The following is a 19097-nucleotide window of genomic DNA, read 5'->3' as shown; positions in this document are numbered from 1 at the left end:
TTCAAAGCTCCTTGGTGACGGTGCGGACGGCGTCCAGGAAGGCGTCGTTCTCGGCGGGGGTGCCGGCGGTGACGCGCAGCTGCCCGGGGACGCCGTTGTCGCGGATCAGGACGCCCAGGTCGAGGATCGCCCGCCAGACGGCGTGCTGGTCCTCGAAGGTGCCGAACTGGATGAAGTTGGAGTCGGAGTCGGTGACGTCCAGGCCGAGCGCGCGCAGCGCGTCGACCACCCGGTCCCGCTCGGCCTTGAGCCGCTCGACGTACCCGAGCAGGGTGTCGGTGTGCTCCAGGCAGGCCAGCGCGGTGGCCTGGGTGACGGCCGACAGGTGGTAGGGCAGCCGGACCAGCTGCACGGCGTCCACCACCGCCCGGTCGGCGGCCAGGTAGCCGAGCCGCAGGCCGGCCGCGCCGAAGGCCTTGGACATGGTCCGGGTGACCACCAGCAGCGGGCGCCCGGCCAGCAGCGGCAGCAGCGACTCCCGGTGCGAGAACTCGACGTACGCCTCGTCGACGATCACCATGGTCGGCTTGACGGCCTGGGCCGCGTCGTGGAGCGCGAGCACGGTGGCGGCGTCGACGGCGGTCCCGGTCGGGTTGTTCGGCGAGCAGATGAACAGCACGTCCGGGCGGTGCTCGGCGAGCGCGGCGACGGCCGCGTCCACGTCGATGGTGAAGTCGGCGCGGCGCGGGCCGGCGATCCACCGGGTGCCGGTGCCGCGCGAGATCAGCTCGTGCATCTGGTACGAGGGCTCGAAGCCGAGCGCGCTGCGGCCGGGCCCGCCGAAGGTCTGCAGCAGCTGCTGGATGATCTCGTTGGAGCCGTTGGCCGCCCAGACCTGCTCGGGGGCCCGCTCGAACCCGGTGGTGCGGGTCAGGTAGCGGGCCAGCTCGGTGCGCAGCTCGACGGCGTCGCGGTCCGGGTAGCGGTTGAGGTTGCGGGCCGCCTCGGCCACCCGCTCGGCGATCCGGGCCACCAGCGGCTCGGGCAGCTGGTACGGGTTCTCGTTGGTGTTCAGCTGGACGGGGACGTCGAGCTGCGGCGCGCCGTACGGGGACTGGCCGCGCAGCTCGTCCCGTACGGGCAGGTCGTCGATCTTCACGAGGCGTTCGGTACCGTCCAGTCGAAGCGGGCACGGATGGCGTCGCCGTGACCGGGCAGGTCCTCGGCGTTCGCGAGGTTCACCACGTGGGCGGCGACGTCCGCCAGCGCCTCGCGGGAGTAGTCCACGACGTGGATGCCGCGCAGGAAGGACTGCACGGACAGGCCCGACGAGTGGCAGGCGCAGCCGCCGGTGGGCAGCACGTGGTTGGAGCCGGCCGCGTAGTCGCCGAGCGAGACCGGCGCGTACGGGCCGATGAAGACCGCGCCGGCGTTGCGGACCCGGGCGGCGACCGCGCGGGCGTCGCGGGTCTGGATCTCCAGGTGCTCGGCGGCGTAGGCGTTGACCACCGCGAGGCCCTGCTCGACGTCGTCGACCAGCACGATGCCGGACTGCCGGCCGGTCAGCGCCTCGGTGACCCGCTCGCGGTGCTTGGTGTTCGCGACCTGGGCCTTCAGCTCGGTCTCGACGGCGTCGGCGAGCGCGAGGGAGTCGGTGACCAGCACCGAGGCGGCCATCGGGTCGTGCTCGGCCTGGCTGATCAGGTCGGCGGCGACGTCGCGCGGCGAGGCGCTGTCGTCGGCGAGGACGGCGATCTCGGTCGGCCCGGCCTCGGCGTCGATGCCGATCCGGCCCTTGAGCAGGCGCTTGGCGGCGGCCACGTAGATGTTGCCGGGGCCGGTCACCAGGTTGACCGGGCGGCACTCCTCGGTGCCGTACGCGAACATCGCGACCGCCTGGGCGCCGCCGACGGAGTACACCTCGGTGACGCCGAGCAGCGCGCAGGCCGCCAGGATGGTCGGGTGGACGCTGCCACCGAAGGCCTTCTGCGGCGGCGAGGTGACGGCGATGCCCTGCACGCCGGCCTCCTGCGCGGGGACGACGTTCATCACCACGGAGGACGGGTAGACGGCCAGGCCGCCCGGCACGTACAGGCCGACCCGGTCGACCGGCACCCAGCGCTCGGTCACCGTGCCGCCGGGGACCACCTGGACGGTGTGGTCGGTGCGGCGCTGCTCGCGGTGCACCAGCCGGGCGCGGCGGATCGACTCCTCCAGCGCGGCGCGGACCTTCGGGTCCAGGGTCTCCAGCGCGGCGGTGATGTCCGCCTCGGGGATCCGGGTGGAGGCCAGCGTCACGCCGTCGAAGCGCTCGGTGATCTCGATCAGCGCCGCGACCCCGCGATGGCGTACGTCCTCGCAGATCGGCCGCACCTTCTCCAGGGCGGCCTCCACGTCGAACTCGGCACGGGGCAGCAGGTCACGCGGGTCCTCAAGGGAGCCGCGGAGGTCGATTCGAGAGATCACGCCACCCAGTGTAAGGAGTGGCCGGAACAGGCGGCCGCGCATTTCAGTCCGTGATACGAAAGCCGAGACGGCCGGGGATCTTGGGGGGACGCATCGTGGAGCAGGCACCGGAGGACTGGACACCGGTGGAACGGGGGCTGTGGGAGGCGTTCCGGCAGGGCGTGGTCTACAACCTCGCGGCCCGGACCGGGGAGCGCCTCGGTGCGCCGGGGACCAACCAGGAACTGGACCGCGCCGACGAGCGGGACGACGTCTTCGGCGACACCCCGTGGGGCCCGGAGCGGACGATCCGCGCCGAGGTGATCGCCCGGCTGCTGCTCGACGGCCCGGCCCCGATACCCGGCCGGGTGGCCGCCCTGAAACTGACCGGCGCCCTGGTCACCGGGCCGCTGGTGCTGGCCGGCGGCACCATCACGCACTACGTCGAACTGCACGACTGCCGCTTCTCGAACAAGCTGCTGATGTCCGAGGCCCGGGCCGGCACGCTGCGCTTCGTCACCTGCCTGATCCCGCGGATCGAGGCCTCCCGGCTGGCCACCGAGGGCGATCTGCACCTCGCCCGCTGCCGGGTCCCGGACGGCATCCGGCTGACCGACGCCCGGATCGGCACCGACCTGCTGCTGAACCAGGCCGTGGTCGGCGCCGACCGCTTCGGCCGTTCGCTCTCCGCCGACGGCATGAGCGTCCACCAGGACTTCGAGGCCGACCGGCTGGAGTCCACCGGCGAGCTGAGCCTGCGCACCGCCCGGGTCGGCGGCCGGCTCTCGCTGCGCGGCGCCCAGCTGCGCAGCACGCCGCAGAGCTCCACCTGCCTGAACGCGGTGCGCCTGACCGTCGGCCACACCCTCTACCTGACCAGCTCGGCGGACGGCGGCTGGTACGGCTCCCGCACCTACTACGGCTCCGGCTACGGCGAGAGCCCGCCGCCCGGCGCGCCGAGCACGCCGTTCCGCGCGTACGGCAAGGTCCGGCTCTCCGACGCCCGGTTCGAGAGCGCCTGCCTGATATCCGGCGAGTTCCACCTCGGGGCGGAGGACGAGCTGTCGCTGCGCCGGATCCAGACCCCCGAGCTGCGTTTCGCCTGCCGGATGCGGCCCACCGGCACCGTCTCGCTCTCCCGCGCCCGGGTCGGCAACCTGGTGGACGCCCCGGCCAGCTGGCCGGCGGGCAAGCACCTGGGCCTGACCGGCTTCACCTACGAGGTGCTGCGCCCGCTGGCGCCGTTCGGCGTCCAGGAGCGGATCGCCTGGCTGGAGAGCGCCTCCGTCGACTTCCAGCCGGAGTCCTACGAACAGCTGGCCGCCGCGCTGCGCCGGGACGGCGCGGACGACGACGCGCGCGAGGTGCTCTACGCCAGGCAGCGCCGGCGGTACGCCACCCTGCCGCTGCCCAGCCGGATCTGGGGGCACCTCCAGGAGGCCACCGTCGGGTACGGCTACCGGCCCGGCCGGGCGGCGCTCTGGCTGCTGCTGGCCTGGCTGCTCGGCACCCTGTTCTTCCAGCAGCACCCGCCGGAGCCGCTCAAGGCCGACGAACGGCCGCACTGGAACGCCGCGCTCTACACCCTCGGGCACCTGCTGCCGGTGGTCGACCTCGGGCAGAACGGCTGGAACCCGGCGGGGGCCGGGCAGTGGGTCGCCGCCGGGCTGGTACTGGTGGGCTGGGTACTGGCGACCACGGTGGTGGCGGGCGCGACCAGGCTGCTGCAACGCGGCTGAACGGCGGTCACGGGGGCGCGCGCCCGGTAACCCGGGCGCGCGTGGCACCCTCGGGCAACTACGCTGAGCGCCGTGACAGAACGGCTGCCGCTCTTCCCGCTCAACTCGGTCCTCTACCCGGGCCTGGTGCTGCCCCTCAACGTCTTCGAGGAGCGCTACCGCCGTCTCGTCGCCGACCTGCTGGCGCTCCCCGAGGACCAGCCCCGCCGGTTCGGGGTGCTAGCGATCAAGGACGGCCGCGAGGTCTCCCCGGTCCGCGAGAGCGACGGCCCGGCCGGGCCGCTGGACGGCCTGGGCACCGTCACCGGCGACCCGCTGGAGGCCCTGCACCACATCGGCTGCGTCGCGGACGTGGCCTCCGTCCAGCCGCAGCCGGACGGCCGGTACGAGCTGCTGGTCACCGGCACCACCCGGTTCTGGCTGCGCAGCGTGGACACCGGCGGGCCGTACCTGACCGGCGAGATCGAGACGATCGAGGAGGACCAGGGCGAGGGCGCCGGGGCCCTCGCCGCCGGCGTCGAGCGGGCCTTCCGCACCTACCAGAAGCGACTGGCGGGCGCCCGCGAGGCCAGCATCGCCGGCGAGCAGGAGCTGCCGGCCGACCCGCAGGTGCTCTCCTACCTGGTGGCGGCCGCCTCCGTCTTCGACACCCCGGTCAAGCAGCGGCTGCTCGCCTGCCCGGACACCGCGCAGCGGCTGACCGCCGAGCTGGAGCTGCTGCGCCGGGAGGCCGCGGTGCTCGCCTGGCTGCCCTCGCTGCCGGCCGTCGACCTGACCCGGCAGTCCTTCAGCCCGAACTGACCGGGCGCCCGGGCCCGCGGACCGGTGCCCGGACGGGCGGCACCGGGCCCACCGGTGCCCGCGACACGTCCCGGCACGACCACCGGGAGCCGCCACCGCGAGGGGAGGCCGTGATGGCCAAGAAGGCGAAGAAGGGCGGGCAGGGCACGCCCGCGACGGTGGCCCTGGAGGCCGCCGGAGTGCCGTTCACCGTGCACGCCTACGAGCACGACCCGGCCGCCGCCACCTACGGCGGCGAGGCGGCCGAGCTGCTGGGCGTCCCGGCCGGCCGGGTCTTCAAGACGCTGGTCGCCGACGTCGACGGCACCCTCACCGTCGGGGTGGTGCCGGTCTCCGGGAAGCTCGACCTGAAGGCGCTGGCCGCCGCCGTCGGCGGCAAGCGCGCCGCGATGGCCGACCCGGCCGCCGCCGAGCGCAGCAGCGGCTACGTCCTGGGCGGCATCTCCCCGCTGGGCCAGCGCCGCCCGCTGCGCACCGTGCTGGACGACAGCGTCCTGGCCCACCCGACGGTGTACGTGTCGGCGGGCCGGCGCGGGCTGGAGGTCGAACTCGCCCCGGCCGACCTGGTGGCGCTGACGAAGGCGCTGACGGCCCCGATCGGCCGTTAGGCCGCGCAGCCGGCGGCGGGGCCCCCGGGGACGCGGACGGCCCCCGGCCGCCGGAGGCGGTCAGGGGCCGGAGGCGGACAGGGGCCGGAGGCGGACAGGGGCCGTCGTGGTGCGGTGCGGGCCGTCGTACGGCCGGGGCGGGCGGCTCAGGCCGGCGGGGCCGGACGCTCGTGCTGCCCGGTCGGCCCGTGGTCGGCGACCGGCTGCCCGGCGGGCTTCTCGAACGACGGGCGGGCCGGCGCGTCCGCCGGCGGCGGGGTGTCCGGGCGCGCGGGCTTGTCGAGGGACGTGGGCCCGGTGACCGGGGTGACGCCGTCCGCCGGGGGCGCGTAGTCGGGCTCGGAGCCCGGCCAGTGGGCCCCCTCCCAGTACGGCGGCGGGTCCTGCTCGCGCTTGCCGAAGGCCGCCGAGAGGGCCAGCAGCAGCACCATCGCCGTCATCGGCCAGACCAGCAGCGCGCCCTTGGCGCCCAGCCGGAGGGCGTCGGTGAACCGGTGACCGTCACCGACCTGCCGGGCGTGCGCGATCACGTCGGCGGTCGGGCCGAGCCGGATGCCCAGCCGCCAGGCGATCAGCGAACCGGCCAGCCCGCCGACGGTCAGCCCGACCGCCACCGCGATCCCGCCGCCCCGGCGCCGGGTCAGCAGGAAGGCCCCCAGCGCGGTGACCACACCCGCGCCCAGGCCGATCAGGGCGAAGACGGCGTCGGCCCCGGCGCGCTGCTCGCCCTCGGGGTCGGCGTACAGGATCCGGTTGCCCTTGACGAGCAGCGGCACCTGCGGGGCCAGCCAGACCCAGAGCCCGGCCATCACGAAGCCGAGCAGGAGGCAGACGAGCACCGTCAGCGCCCCGATCCGCAGCTCCGGCAGCAGCGGTCGCCGGGGCGCCCGCTCCGCCTCCAGGACCGGCAGCGCCCCGTAGGGGTACGCGGCCGGGGCGGGGGTCTGGCCGGCGGTACCCGGGAGCGCGGGCGTCGCGGTGCTCCCGGCGGCGTCCGCGGCGGGGCTCGCGAGCTCCCCGGCGGGGACCTTGCCGGGATCCGGAGGTGTGTTCGGTACGGTCACCCGGCCATCGTTTCACGATCGGCCGCGCGGAGGGGGTGCGGCCCACGCCCCGGGCGGGCCGCCGGCGCGCGGCAGGGGCGCCCGCACTCCCCCGGGGCACCCGCGCGACGCCCCCGGGGCCGGGTCACTCCCCCGGGAAGGCGACGCCCAGGTCACGGCGGACGCCGTCCAGGACCTGCATGATGCGCAGGGTCTCGGCGAGCGGCATCAGCTCGGACTCCAGGCGCCCGGCGCCGATGCACCGCGCCGCCTCGGCGGCCTGGTAGCACAGGCCCCCGGTGCGCTGCGGGGGGACGAACAGGTCGGTCACCTCGTTGTCCCGGCCGATGAGACGGACCGTGGCCGGCCCGTAGAAGGGCCCCTCGATCTCCAGGCGGGCGTGCGTCCCCGAGATCGACGCCGTGGTCGGGGTACGGGCGAAGAGCGTCGTGTTCAGCACCCCGTGGGCTCCGGACCCGGTGGTGACCACGATCGACGCCTGGCCGTCGACGCCCGTGAAGGCCTTCGTGCCGACCGCCGTGACCGAGGAGAACGGCCCCAGCACCATCGAGGCGAAGGAGACCGGGTAGATGCCGAGGTCCAGGAGCGCCCCGCCCGCCAGCTCGGGCGCGAAGAGTCGGCCGGCCGGGTCCGGGTCCATCTGCTGTCCGTGGTCGGCCGTGACGGTGTGCACCTCGCCGAGCAGGCCGGATTCGAGCACCTGGCGGACCACGTCGATGTGCGGCAGGAACCGCGTCCACATCGCCTCCATCAGGAAGACCCCGCGCTTGCGGGCCGCTTCGATCAGCTGCTCGGCCTCGCGGGCGTTGCGGGTGAACGCCTTCTCCACGAGCACGTGCCGGCCCGCCTCGATCGCCTGCATGGCCTGCTCGAAGTGGCCCGAGTGCGGGGACGCGACGTAGACGATGTCCACGTCGTCGTCCGCGACGAGTTCGGCGTAGCTCCCGTAGGCCCTCGGGACGGCGAACCGGTCGGCGAACGCGCGGGCCCGCCCGGCGTCGCGCGAGCCGACCGCCACGACCTTCTGCCCGGTGTGCTTCTGCAAGGCCTCCACGAACTGGGCCGCGATCCAGCCCGGGGCCACCACGCCCCAGTTCAGCGCGGGTGCGGCGCGGGGGGAGGGGGTCCGCGGCGCGGGCAGCACCGTGCCCGCCGCCTCGTCCGTGATGACCCGCCGGTCCTGCGTCATGGGATTCCTCTCGGTCGACCCGGTAAGGCGATGCGCGCGGGAACCGCGTGTGCGGCCCGGGCCCGCCGGAGGCGGCCGCTGCCCCGGCCGGGGGCGGACACCCGGCGCCCGCTCCGTCGAGGGCTCGCGTGAGCCGGTGGGAACCGGGCCCGCCCCCTCGCCGCGGACGGCAGTCCGAGCGGACGGCCGGGCGCCGTCGTTCCCATCGCGCAATCGATTGCGCTACGGTACGACGAGAGCGCCGCAGCTTGTCAAGCCGCCTTCTCCGCGCGGACCGTCCCCGCAGGTCAGGTGGTTTCGCGCAGCACCAGTCGCGTGCGCAGGGCGACCTCCGACCTGCCGGCCCGGCCCGCGATCCGCTCCAGCAGCAGACGCCCGCAGGTCGATCCCGCCTCGTAGGCGGGGTAGCGGATCGTGGAGAGCCTGGGGCGCACCAGGGAGGCGATCTCGATGTCGTCGTGACCGATCAGCGCCAGGTCGGACGGGATCGCGAGGCCCAGCTGCTCCGCGGCCTCCAGCGCGCCGACGGCGGTGCGGTCGTTGACGCAGGCGATCGCCGTGGGCGGCTTCTTGCGGCTCATCAGCCTGCGCAGCCCTTCGGCGCCGGCCTCGCGGGTGTGCTTCCCCCGGACGATCAGGCCGGCCGGCAGGTCCAGGCCGTGCCGTCCGGCGGCGGCGCGGTACAGCTCAAGGCGGGGGTCGCCGGCGGGTGCGCCGGCCGGCCCGGCCAGCATGCCGAGCCGCTCGTGCCCCTGCCGTGCGAGGTGGGCGACCGCCTGGTCGACGGCCTCGTGGGAGTCGGCGCGCACCAGGTCCAGGCTGCCGGGCCCGGTGTCGGAGCTGACCACGACCGGGATGCCGGCCGCCCGGACGGCGTCGAAGTCCTCCGGGGCCAGCCACTGCGGCGTGATCACCACCCCGTCGAGCCGGCGCCGGACCACGTCGTCCAGGTAGAGCAGTTCCTCGGCCCGGTCCGCGTTCGTGTTGCAGACGACCACGTGGTACCGCTCCGGGCGCATCGCGTCCTGCAGCCCGCGGGCCAGCTGCGCGTAGAACGGGTTGGCGATGTCCGGCACGATCAGCGCCACCGTGCGGGAGCGCTTGGTGCGCAGGCTCTGCGCCACGGTGTTCAGCCGGAACCCCAGCTCCGCGACGGCCTTCTGCACCGCCTCCCGCTTGTCGGGGGCCACCGCCCGCTTGCCGCTCAGCACGTAGGAGACGGTGGTGACCGAGACTCCCGCGGCGCGGGCGACGTCGCTCATGGTCACCGACTGCTGATCCATCCGGGGCCCTCCTCCCGCGGCCGGGCACGGCCGGCCCTGCCGAAGCCGTCGGCAGGCGTCACAGGCTACGACCTGGTGCAATCGATTGCACGTTCCCGGCGGCCCGGGGCCGTCCCGGCGGATCCCGGCGGATCCCGGGCGCCGGGGCCGTCCCGGCCGCCTCGGCCAGCAGGGCGGCGGCCCGCCGCCCGGCCCGCACGGCGTGGCCGGCGGCGCTGGGCACGCAGCGCCCGAGCTTCGGGGCGTACGCCGTCATCACGACGCCCGCGTGGTCGCTGTCCACCTCGTCCAGGGTGACCGGCCAGCCCCGGCCGGCCAGGGCGGCGTGCAGCTCCCGCGAGCGCCCGGCGTCCACCACCTGGTCGGCGGTGCCGTGCAGCAGCCGGACCGGCACCGGGGCGACTCGGCCGGCCCGGCCGCTGCCGAGGTCCTCGACCGGGGCGGTGCCGGTGACCGGCGAGGCGGTCCCGTACGCGCCGGCGATGCCGACCACGGCGGTGGGGCGCCAGCCGTCGAACGCGGCGGGGTTGAGGGCGGCCGCCACGGCGGCCTTGGCGCCCATCGACCAGCCGGCCAGCACCAGGGTCCGGTCGTCCCCGCCGAGGTCCGCGGCCTCGCGGCGGGCGAAGGCCACCGAGTCCCGCAGGTGCGCGCTGCCGCCGTCGGGCGCGTCGGAGCGCCAGTCCGGCACCAGGACGAGCAGGCCGAGACCGGCGGCCGCCCGGGCCAGCGGCGCGAGCACGTCCCGCTCGTCGGGCCCCCGGCCGTGCCAGAGCAGCACCACCGGCGCGGGCCCCGGCACGGCGGCCGGGCGGTACACGTCCAGGTACCGGCCGCTCCCGCCGTAGCGCAGCCCGGTCGTCACATCGATGTCCGCGGTCACGGCACCGCACCCCCGTTTGCCCTCGTCGCCGGCGCGCTGCGCGCCCGGGCGCACCCCACGCCCCGGTGCAGCACGCTACCCGGCGGTGTGCGGCCCGCCGGGGCGGGGTCCGTCCTGCGGCCCGGGGGCCGGCAGGTACCGCGCCGCGGCTAGCGGGTGGTGGCCCGGCGGTAGGCCAGGGTCGCGGCGGCCAGCGAGACCAGGCCGACGCCCGCGCAGACCGCGAGGTCCCCGGCCACCGCCGCCCAGTCCGGGCTCGCGCTGAAGGTCCGGGCGAAGGCCTCGACCCCGTAGGTCGAGGGCAGCAGGTCACGCAGCCACAGCACCGGCTGCGGCAGGCGCTCCACCGGCAGCACGCCGAGCAGCAGCGCGGCCGACATGCCGAGCTGGCCGAGCAGGGTGGCGATCTCCTGGCGCGGCGCCAGCAGCCCGCAGACCGCGCCGAGGCCGGACAGCGCCGCCCCCGCCAGCGGCACCACCAGCAGCAGCACCCACAGGTGGGCGGCCGGCAGGGCGAACATCCAGGCCCCCACGGCGGCCGTGACCAGCGTGCCCGGCAGCGTGAAGGAGGCGTACGCGGCGGCGGCGCCGAGCACCACCGAGGCGGCCGGCACCGGCAGCGTCGCGTAGTGGTCCAGCCCGCCGGTGGCCCGCAGCCGGCCGAAGTACTGGGAGAGCAGGTTGAGCGCGACGAAGGCGACCACCAGCACGCTGGAGCCGGCCACCACGGTGTGCGCGGCCGCGTTGTCCCCGGGGTCGACGACGCCGCGCATCATCACCAGGATGCCGAGCGACTGGAAGGTCGCGACGAAGAGCAGCGGGATCCGCGCCACCTTGGCCCGGGCCAGCTGGGCCCGGTAGACGGCGGCCAGCGCGGGCAGCAGCCGGGCGGCGGGCGCCAGCGGGGCCGGCGCGGCGGGCGGCGGGCCCGCGGTGGTCTGCGGCGGGGCGGACAGCAGGGTCACTTGGCCAGGCCTCCGTGACGGCCGCCCAGCTTGAGGTACGCGTCCTCTAGGCTCGGGGTGGCCAGGGTGAAGTCGTCCAGGGCGGCGAAGGCCGGGCCGGTGGTGACGGCGGCGACCAGTTCGCGGGCCTGCTCGGGGCTGGTGCGCACGGTCCAGCGGCGGCCGGTGCGCTCGGCCCGTTCGGCGAGCAGGGCGACGGCCGGCACCTCCAGCGGCGCCTCGGTGCGCCAGACCAGGTCCAGCCGGACGTCGCCGTCCACCAGGGCCTTGAGGCCGCCGGGCGTGTCGCAGGCGATCACCCGGCCCTCGTCCACCACCGCGACGCGGTCGAGCACGGTCTCCGCCTCGATCACGTTGTGGGTGACCAGCAGGACGGTGACGCCGTGCTCGGCCCGACGGCGGTCCACGGCGGACCAGACGGCCCGCCTGGCCACCGGGTCCATGCCGGTGGTCGGCTCGTCCAGGACGAGCAGCGGGCGCTCCCCGACCAGGACGGCGGCGAAGCAGGCCAGCCGGCGCTGGCCGCCCGAGAGCTTGGCCAGCGGCCGGCCGGCGATGCCCTCCAGGCCCAGTTCGGTGAGCACGTCGGCGGCCTGGGAGCGGGCCTGCGCGCGGCCGAGGCCGCGCAGCCGGCCGGTGGTCTCGGCGGCCAGCGAGACGGTCAGCTCGTCGAGCGCGCTGGACTCCTGGCCGAGGTAGGCGAGCAGCCGGGCGGCCCGTTCGGGGTGGCGCACCACGTCGTGGCCGAGGATCTCGACGCTGCCGCTGTCCGGGCGCAGCAGTCCGGTGAGCTGGCGGACCAGGGTGGACTTGCCGGCCCCGTTGGGCCCGAGCAGTCCGAAGACCTCGCCCTGGCGGACGTCCAGGGTGATGCCGTCGTTGGCGCGGACCGGCCCGGCGCCGGCACCGGCGCCCCGGCCGGCGGGGTACGTCTTCACCAGGTCGCGCACGGCACAGCACTGCCCGGCACGCCGCCCCGGCGTACCGGCGGCCTCGCCCTGGGGCGCGGCGCGTGGTGCCCGCCGGTCGGTCTCGCTCACGAGCGAAGACTCTACGCGCTGGGGGGCCAGAACCGGACAAGGGGGCCCGATCCGGCGGAGGCCGGGCGGGCACGCCGGGGCCGCGGCGAGGCTGCGGCACCCGGCCGGGTGCCGGCGGGGCAGGTTCCGGGGCCGGGCCGGATCAGTCGTCGACGACGATCAGGTCCCCGCCGGGGACGCGGGTGGCGAGTTCCTTCCAGAAGCCGGCCCGGATCGCGTACCGGTCGTGCTCGTCGATCTGGTCGTCCTTGTGGGCGAGCAGGCCGAAGCGGGCGGCGTAGCGGAGCAGCTCACCGTCGACCCGGTGCGGGATGCGCGGGTAGTCGGGCCACAGGACGGTGAGCCGCTCGGCGTCGCCGAGGCGTTCGGTCCAGCGGCGGGCGAAGACCTGGCCGACCTCGTGGGCGTCGCCGCCGATGGAGGTGATGTCCTCCTCCCGGTCGGCCCAGCGCTGCTCGGCGGTGGTCAGCTGGGCGAGGGTGGGCAGCGCGTCGCCGGGGGTGGCGGTGTCCCCGCCGGGGCGGTCGACCCAGCCCCGGTCGGAGGACCAGCGCAGCACCGGGCCGCCGTGCGGCTGGGCGGCGGGCGCGGCGGGGGGCACCCGGCCCGCCAGGTCCTTGGGGGTGGGGACGACCTTCAGCCCGTTCACGGCCATCGCCTGCCCGGCGACGGCCGGGCCGGGGATGCCGGGCCCCGCCATCCGCCGGCCCGCCAGGGCCGAGCCGGCCAGCGCGGCGGCCGGCTGCGGGCGGGCCGGGGCGGGCGGCGCGGCGGCCGCGGGCCGGACGGCCGCGGGCGGCGCGGCGAGGATCTTGGCGATCTCCGGACGTGGCCCGGGGGCGGGGAAGGCCGGCGCCGTCTCCCGGGGGCCGACCCAGCGCTCGATCCACTCGCGGTCCAGCACCCGCCGCTCGTCGGCCTCGCCCACCAGGTCCTCGGACTGGTTGAAGTCCCCGTCGGCGGCCTGGAGCGCCCACAGGTGCACCACCACGCCGTGCTCCTTGGCGGACATCATGCCCGGCAGCAGGTCGCCGTCGCCGGTGATCAGCACCACGTCGGCGCAGGCCCGGTTGCGGGCCAGTTCGGAGAGTTCGGCGTGCATCGCGGCGTCCACGCCCTTCTGCACCCAGCGGCCCTCGGCCCGGGTCAGCGCTCCCAGCCGGACAGTGACCCTGGGCAGCACCCGCAGCCGGCGGTGCTCGGGCATCGGGCGGCGGTCGGGCGCGGCGTCGAACCAGTAGATCCGCAGCAGCGGCAGCCCGGTCTCCTCCTCGGCGCGTTCGCGCAGCGCGGCGATCAGGGCGGTGTGGTCCACCGTCACCCGCGAGCGGGACGGGTCCCCGGCGAGCAGGCTGGCGGCGGCGCCCAGCAGGTATCCGGCATCCACCAGGACGACACAGCGGTCCACGTCCGCACCTCTTTCCGGTCGGCCCCGGGTACGGCGCCGCCGGGCCGGCAGCACCTGGCGGGCGCGGTCCGCCCAGCGCTCGGACGGCGGGCCCGGCGCGCGGCGTAGGGAGCAGTCTGCCCGACCGGCCCGGCCCGGGTACCCCGAACCACGCCGATCGCCCCGACCGGCCGCGCCCCTGCCCGCCCGATCGTTGGGGACTCCTTTACCCAGGCTTCGGGCGGTGAACCTCCGCCGTCCACGGGCCGCCCCGCCCGCCCGCGCCCGGCGCCGCGGCACGGCGCTCGGCTCCGGCGTACGCCGGAGCGTCTCAGCGTCCCCGCAGGTAGCCGCCCCCGGCGCCGTCCACGTGCACGATGTGCGCTCCGACGCGTACGACCTGGCAGTCGCCCGCCCGCCAGGAGCCCGCCGGCCCCGCGCTGTCCGGCAGCGGGGTCCAGACCTCGCGGAAGGTGCTGCCGTCCGGGTTGGTCCCGGTCTCCACCAGGTTGCCGCCGTCCCGCCGCAGCACCCCCTGGTCGTGTCCGGGCTCCCCCACCTGGTGGTGGAAGGTGACCAGCCGGCCGTCGTACGAGGTGACGCCGGCGAACCCCCGGCTGTCGGCGTAGTACTCCCCCGCCTGCAGCCAGACGACGTGCTCCCGTTCCACCAGCGGCCCGCCGTCGCGGCTGATGCCCCGGCGCAGCCAGGCGCCGTGCTCGGGGGGTCTCATGGGCTCTCCCGTCCTCCGCCGTCCGTACCCGTCCGCCGTCCGCTCCGGGCTGCCGGACCGGCCGCCCGGGCCGGTGCCGCCACCCCAGTGAGGCACGGGCCGCGCCCGCCGGCCACCGGACGCCCGACCAGGACGACCGGACGGCCGGACGACCAGCACGACCGGACGACCGCGGGAACCGGGAACGACCGCGCCCGCCCCGGGAGGTCCGGGGCGGGCGCGGTCGTCCGCGACGGCGGGATCAGCTGAGCTCGGCGGCGACCAGCTCGGCGATCTGCACGGCGTTGAGGGCCGCGCCCTTGCGCAGGTTGTCGTTGGAGAGGAAGAGGGCGAGGCCGTTGTCGACGGTCTCGTCCACCCGGATCCGGCCGACGTACGAGGCGTCCTTGCCGGCCGCCTGCAGCGGGGTGGGGATCTCGGAGAGCTCCACGCCGGGGGCGTCCTTCAGCAGCTCGTAGGCGCGCTCGACGCTGATCGGGCCGGCGAAGCGGGCGTTGATCTGCAGCGAGTGGCCGGAGAAGACCGGGACGCGCACGCAGGTGCCGGAGACCTTCAGCCCGGGGATGCCGAGGATCTTGCGGGACTCGTTGCGGAGCTTCTGCTCCTCGTCGGTCTCGAAGGAGCCGTCGTCCACCAGGTTGCCGGCCAGCGGCACCACGTTGAAGGCGATCGGACGCCGGTACACGTTCGGCTCGGGGAACTCGACGGCCTCGCCGTCGTGGGTGAGGCGGTCGGCCTCGCCGACGACCTTGCTCGCCTGGGTGTGCAGCTCGGCGACGCCGGCCAGGCCGGAGCCGGAGACGGCCTGGTAGGTGGTGGCGACCAGGGCGGTCAGCCCCGCCTCCTCGTGCAGCGGGCGCAGCACGGGCATGGCGGCCATGGTGGTGCAGTTGGGGTTGGCGATGATGCCCTTGGGGCGGTCGGCGATCGCCTCCGGGTTGACCTCGGAGACCACCAACGGGACCTCGGGGTCGCGGCGCCAGGCCGAGGAGTTGTCGATGACGACCGCGCCGGCCGCCGCCACCTTGGGGGCCAGCTCCTTGGAGGTGGAGCCGCCGGCCGAGAAGATCACGATGTCCAGGCCGCTGTAGTCGGCCGTGGCCGCGTCCTCGACGGTGATCTCGGTGTCCTGCCAGGGCAGCGTGCGCCCGGCCGAACGGGCCGATGCGAACAGCCGCAGCTGCTCCACCGGGAACGAGCGCTCTGCCAGGATGCCGCGCACCACGGCGCCTACCTGGCCGGTGGCCCCAACAATGCCGATCCTCATCCGACTACTCCTCCATCTGGATGTTCCTGCTGATCACAGCCGCACTCAGCCCATCATGCCTTGAACCCCGGCCAGGGCCGCCAGGTATTCCAAGGTGTGAACGGCGGGCGGCGTCCTCACCGGGTCAGGCGGTCCGTTCCGGCCAGTGCGACGGCGGTCTCGACCGGGCCGGCGGGCAGCAGCGGGAGCCGGACGTCCGGGGTGGGGATCCGGCCCTGGGCGTGCAGCACGGCCTTGATCACCGTCGGGTTGGGGCCGGCGAAGGCCGCCTTGGCGAGGGCCGCGAGCTGGTGGCCGAGGGCACGGGCGCGGTCGGCCTCGCCGGCCTGCCAGGCGGCGGCCAGTTCGGCGAAGCGGGCGGTGGCCAGGTGGGCCGAGGCCAGGATGCCGCCGGCGGCGCCGAGCGCGAGCAGCGGGGAGAGGAAGGCGTCGTCCCCGGCCAGGACGGCGAAGCCGGCCGGTGCGGAGCCGAGCAGTTCGACGGTGTCCTGGTCGATGCCGCCGACGGCGTGCTTCACCCCGGCGATGCCGGGGACGCCGGCCAGTTCGAGCAGTGCGGCGGCGCTCAGCGACTGCCCGGTGCGGTACGGGATGTGGTAGACGACCAGCGGGACGGGGCTGGTCGCGGCCAGCCGGCGGAAGTGCGCGACCACGCCGGCCTCGCCCGGGCGGGTGAAGGCCGGCACGGTCACCATCGCGGCGGCCGCCTCCGGGGTGGACTTGCCGAGGGCGAGCAGCGCCTCGGCGGTGCCGAGGGTGCCGGCTCCGCCGGTGCCGACGAGCAGGGTGGCGCCGCGCTCGCGGCAGACGGCGGCGACCACGTCGACCACGGTGCGCCGCTCCGCCTCGTCCAGGGCGGCCGCCTCGGCGGTGGTGCCGAGGGCGGCCAGGCCGGCTGCGCCCTCGTCCAGCAGGGAGTGCGCCAGGGCCTCCAGGGCCGGCCGGGCGATGGTGCCGTCGGCGGCGAAGGGCGTGACGAGGGGGACGAAGATCCCCGTCAGCGGGATGTGCTGGTTCATGGTGATCAGCCTCGCCCGGGCCCGACCGCCAGGTCCAGTTCATATTGCCGCCGACAACCGTAAGCTGAGCCGATGCTCGACGTCCGGCGCCTGCGCCTGCTCAGGGAACTCGCCCACCGGGGCACCATCGCCGCGGTGGCCGAGGCGCTCGCCTTCAGCCCGTCCGCCGTCTCCCAGCAGTTGTCCGTGCTGGAGCGGGAGGCCGGGGTGCCGCTGCTGGAGCGCACCGGACGGCGGGTCGCGCTGACCCCGGCCGGGCGCAACCTGGTCCGCCATGCCGAGGCGGTGCTGGAACGGCTGGAACTTGCCGGTTCCGAACTGGCCGACGCCAGACAGGGGTTGGCCGGATCGCTGCGGATCGGCACCTTCCCCTCGGCGGCCCGGGCGATCGTCCCCGGCGCGCTCACCGTGCTGGCCCGCGAGCACCCGGGGCTGGAGCCGATGGTCGCCGAGATGGACCCGGCCCGGGTCGGCGACGCGCTGCGGGCCGGCGAGCTGGACGTGGCCCTGGTGCACGACTACGACTTCGTGCCCGCGCCCCAGGAGCCCGGCCTGGCCACCGAGCCGCTGTTCAGCGAGGCGATGTACCTGGCGTCCCCGGCGGGCGCCCGGCCCGCCGGGGACGATCCGGTCGGCCGCTGGCGGGAGCACCCGTGGATCATGGGCACGCCCGGCACGCTCTGCCGGACGATGGCCGCCCGGGCCTGCGAGGCGGCGGGCTTCACCCCCCGGGTGCGCCACCAGGTCGACGAGTTCGCCACCGTGCTGGCCCTGGTGGCGGCCGGGCAGGGGGTCGCCCTGGTGCCCCGGCTGGGCGCCCCGGAGCAGCTCGCCGGCGTCACCCTGACCCGGCTGGGGATGTGCCGCCGCACCCGTACGGCGTTCCGCAGCGGCGCCGCCGCCCACCCCGCGGTGGCGGCCTTCACCGCCGCCCTGCGCACCGCGCTGCCGCCGGACCTGGACGAGGGGCCGCCGGCCCGGGCGCTCGCGCCCTGAGCGCGCCGCGGGCCCGGCCCCGGAGCCCCCCGCACGCGCCTCGCCCGATCGGTCCGCCGCCGCTCTTGATCACCCCGCCGCCGGTCACTAGCCTGCGCGCATGGCCGAATTGACGCAGCGATCCGAGCAGGCCCCGGGCTCCCACGGCCCCTTCGCGACCAGCGAGGTCGACCCTTCGCGGATCGGCCCGGTCCGCACCGAGTACGCGCCCGACCACGACGGCGACCCGGACCCGGGCGAGATCGTCTGGACCTGGGTCCCGTACGAGGAGAACGACGGCCGGGGCAAGGACCGCCCGGTGCTGGTGGTCGCCCGCGAGCCGGGCGGGACGCTGCTCACCGTGATGCTCTCCAGCAAGGCCCACAGCGCGGACAGCGACTGGGTGCCGATCGGCGCGGGGCCCTGGGACCGCACCGGGCGCGACTCCTGGGTCTCGCTGGAGCGGGTGCTGCGGGTGCACGACCAGGGCATGCGCCGCGAGGCCTGCGCCCTGGACCGGGCCCGGTTCAACCTCGTCACCGACCGCCTGAGGCTCCGCTACCGCTGGAGCTGAGCCCCCCGCGGGGCCCGGCCGGCCGGCGGGCCCCGCGGAAACGGACTGTTCATGCACCGATCCACGTGATCTCCTCCCGGAGGAGGGCCCGGCAGGACAGGATCGGGCCGGACAGTCAACGACGAGCTGAGCCGGGAGCATGAGCACTCAGAACCCGCCGGGATACGGCTACCCGTCCGACCCCAACAACCCCTACGGCCAGACCCCGTACGGCCAGCAGCCGCCGGCCCCCGGGCCCTACGGCCAGCAGCCGGCCCCGGGTCCGTACGGGCCGCCGCCGGCCCAGGATCCGTACGGCAAGACCGGGCAGCCCTACGGCTACCCGCAGCAGCCCCCGCCGCCGGCCGGCGGGCCCGGGTACGGCGCACCGCAGCCGCCCTACGGCGCCGAGCAGCCGGCGTACGGCCAGCAGCCCTACGGCGGCCAGCCCGGCTACGGGCAGCAGCCCTACGGGCAGCCGGGGTACGGGCAGCCCGGGTACGGGCAGCCGCCCGGCCCGCAGCAGGCCTGGCCGCAGTGGCTGGCCCCGCCCGCCCAGTACGGCGGCCCGCCCGCGCCGGGCAGCCGCACGCTGGCCTCGGCCGGCGACCGCTTCCTGGCCCGGCTGATCGACTCCGCCGTCCTGCTGGTCCCGTACCTGGTGCTGGGCCTGCTGCTGGAGAGCACCGGCTCGATCCTGCTCTACCTGGTGCTGGGGTTGGTGGGCTTCGGCTACGAGATCGTCATGCTGCTCACCCAGCACGGCCAGACGGTGGGCAAGAAGGCGATGCGGATCCGGGTGGTGGCCCTGCAGCACGGCGGGCGGCCGGCCGACAACGCGCTGTGGACCCGCGCGGCGCTCTACGGGCTGCCGTCCGCCGTCTACTGCCTGGGCAGCCTGTTCGCCCTGGTGAACGTGCTGTGGCAGCTCTGGGACAAGCCGTTCCAGCAGTGCCTGCACGACAAGCCCGCGGGCACCGTGGTGGTCAAGGAGCACTGAGCCCGGCCGGCCCGGGACACGCCGGACGGCCGGGGGCGGCACGCTCCCGGCCGTCCGGCGTGACACGTCTCACAGCCCCGGGGCCCGGCCGCGCCGACCCGCCGGAACCGGTCACCGGGCGGGCGCGATGCGCCCTGGTCGCCACCCGGCGACGGGCAGTGACGGTCACTGTCGCACCCGTCCCGGACACCCCGTCAGGCATCAGG

At 75.9% G+C, this 19097-nt stretch carries 18 protein-coding genes; 6 read left to right on the top strand and 12 right to left on the bottom strand.

What is annotated here, in order from left to right; genetic code table 11:
• Nucleotide 1 precedes the first annotated feature (1 nt).
• Both IE329_RS02870 and hisD read right to left on the bottom strand, forming a co-directional pair.
• Nucleotides 2-1099 (bottom strand): histidinol-phosphate transaminase, encoded by a 1098-nt coding sequence (locus tag IE329_RS02870; RefSeq protein WP_229927126.1) that lies wholly within the window; start codon nucleotides 1097-1099, stop codon nucleotides 2-4.
• Complete coding sequence (gene hisD / locus IE329_RS02865; RefSeq protein WP_190209160.1) at nucleotides 1096-2406, bottom strand: histidinol dehydrogenase; 1311 nt, start codon at nucleotides 2404-2406, stop codon at nucleotides 1096-1098. The genes IE329_RS02870 and hisD overlap by 4 nt, the downstream gene beginning before the upstream one ends.
• A 95-nt stretch (nucleotides 2407-2501) precedes the next feature.
• Here hisD and IE329_RS02860 point away from each other — a divergent pair, with 95 nt between their 5' ends.
• The 3 genes from IE329_RS02860 to ybaK all read left to right on the top strand — a co-directional run bounded on the left by IE329_RS02860 (nucleotide 2502) and on the right by ybaK (nucleotide 5533).
• On the top strand, nucleotides 2502-4124 hold the full coding sequence (locus IE329_RS02860) for an oxidoreductase (protein ID WP_190209159.1): 1623 nt from the start codon (nucleotides 2502-2504) through the stop codon (nucleotides 4122-4124).
• A 72-nt stretch (nucleotides 4125-4196) separates the two neighbouring features.
• Nucleotides 4197-4925 (top strand): LON peptidase substrate-binding domain-containing protein, encoded by a 729-nt coding sequence (locus IE329_RS02855; RefSeq protein WP_073921903.1) that lies wholly within the window; start codon nucleotides 4197-4199, stop codon nucleotides 4923-4925.
• Nucleotides 4926-5038: 113 nt separating this feature from the next.
• On the top strand, nucleotides 5039-5533 hold the full coding sequence (gene ybaK, locus IE329_RS02850) for a Cys-tRNA(Pro) deacylase (protein ID WP_190209158.1): 495 nt from the start codon (nucleotides 5039-5041) through the stop codon (nucleotides 5531-5533).
• A gap of 146 nt (nucleotides 5534-5679) precedes the next feature.
• Here ybaK and IE329_RS02845 read toward each other — a convergent pair whose 3' ends face one another.
• From IE329_RS02845 to IE329_RS02800, 10 genes are all read right to left on the bottom strand, one after another.
• Nucleotides 5680-6597: a hypothetical protein gene (locus tag IE329_RS02845; protein WP_190209157.1), complete on the bottom strand. Its 918-nt coding sequence runs from the start codon at nucleotides 6595-6597 to the stop codon at nucleotides 5680-5682.
• Between the two features lie 124 nt (nucleotides 6598-6721).
• Nucleotides 6722-7786, bottom strand: coding sequence for a Gfo/Idh/MocA family protein (locus IE329_RS02840; protein WP_190209156.1), 1065 nt, complete (start codon nucleotides 7784-7786; stop codon nucleotides 6722-6724).
• Between the two features lie 287 nt (nucleotides 7787-8073).
• A complete protein-coding gene (locus IE329_RS02835) occupies nucleotides 8074-9069 on the bottom strand; it encodes a LacI family DNA-binding transcriptional regulator (protein ID WP_229927125.1) in 996 nt (331 codons plus the stop codon).
• A gap of 58 nt (nucleotides 9070-9127) precedes the next feature.
• Nucleotides 9128-9952, bottom strand: coding sequence for an alpha/beta hydrolase (locus tag IE329_RS02830; RefSeq protein ID WP_190209155.1), 825 nt, complete (start codon nucleotides 9950-9952; stop codon nucleotides 9128-9130).
• A gap of 149 nt (nucleotides 9953-10101) precedes the next feature.
• Nucleotides 10102-10917 (bottom strand): ABC transporter permease, encoded by an 816-nt coding sequence (locus tag IE329_RS02825; RefSeq protein WP_190209154.1) that lies wholly within the window; start codon nucleotides 10915-10917, stop codon nucleotides 10102-10104.
• Nucleotides 10914-11867: an ABC transporter ATP-binding protein gene (locus IE329_RS02820; RefSeq protein ID WP_229927142.1), complete on the bottom strand. Its 954-nt coding sequence runs from the start codon at nucleotides 11865-11867 to the stop codon at nucleotides 10914-10916. Before IE329_RS02820 ends, IE329_RS02825 begins: the two co-directional genes overlap by 4 nt.
• Nucleotides 11868-12099: 232 nt before the next feature.
• Entirely contained in the window at nucleotides 12100-13365 is a 1266-nt protein-coding gene (locus IE329_RS02815; RefSeq protein ID WP_190209152.1) for an NYN domain-containing protein, read from the bottom strand.
• Between the two features lie 310 nt (nucleotides 13366-13675).
• Entirely contained in the window at nucleotides 13676-14077 is a 402-nt protein-coding gene (locus tag IE329_RS02810) for a hypothetical protein (protein WP_190209151.1), read from the bottom strand.
• Nucleotides 14078-14318: 241 nt separating this feature from the next.
• Nucleotides 14319-15344 (bottom strand): aspartate-semialdehyde dehydrogenase, encoded by a 1026-nt coding sequence (locus IE329_RS02805; RefSeq protein ID WP_190209150.1) that lies wholly within the window; start codon nucleotides 15342-15344, stop codon nucleotides 14319-14321.
• 116 nt (nucleotides 15345-15460) lie between these two features.
• Nucleotides 15461-16363 (bottom strand): dihydrodipicolinate synthase family protein, encoded by a 903-nt coding sequence (locus IE329_RS02800; protein WP_190209149.1) that lies wholly within the window; start codon nucleotides 16361-16363, stop codon nucleotides 15461-15463.
• Between the two features lie 72 nt (nucleotides 16364-16435).
• On the opposite strand from IE329_RS02800, the gene IE329_RS02795 reads away from it, so the two are divergent.
• The 3 genes from IE329_RS02795 (at nucleotide 16436) to IE329_RS02785 (ending at nucleotide 18891) form a co-directional block, all read left to right on the top strand.
• Nucleotides 16436-17359, top strand: a complete 924-nt coding sequence (locus tag IE329_RS02795; protein WP_190209148.1) for a LysR family transcriptional regulator — start codon at nucleotides 16436-16438, stop codon at nucleotides 17357-17359.
• Nucleotides 17360-17459: 100 nt separating this feature from the next.
• The gene (locus IE329_RS02790) at nucleotides 17460-17912 is read left to right on the top strand and encodes a type II toxin-antitoxin system PemK/MazF family toxin (RefSeq protein WP_190209147.1); all 453 of its coding nucleotides are present in this window, start codon (nucleotides 17460-17462) and stop codon (nucleotides 17910-17912) included.
• 139 nt (nucleotides 17913-18051) lie between these two features.
• Nucleotides 18052-18891: an RDD family protein gene (locus IE329_RS02785; protein WP_190209146.1), complete on the top strand. Its 840-nt coding sequence runs from the start codon at nucleotides 18052-18054 to the stop codon at nucleotides 18889-18891.
• The last annotated feature ends 206 nt before the right edge of the window (nucleotides 18892-19097 follow it).

Origin of the sequence: Kitasatospora indigofera (assembly GCF_014655955.1) — a bacterium.
GTDB classification, from domain to species: domain Bacteria; phylum Actinomycetota; class Actinomycetes; order Streptomycetales; family Streptomycetaceae; genus Kitasatospora; species Kitasatospora indigofera.
Note: the sequence above shows the minus strand (reverse complement) of the source record. Positions and strands in the feature narration are given on the sequence as shown.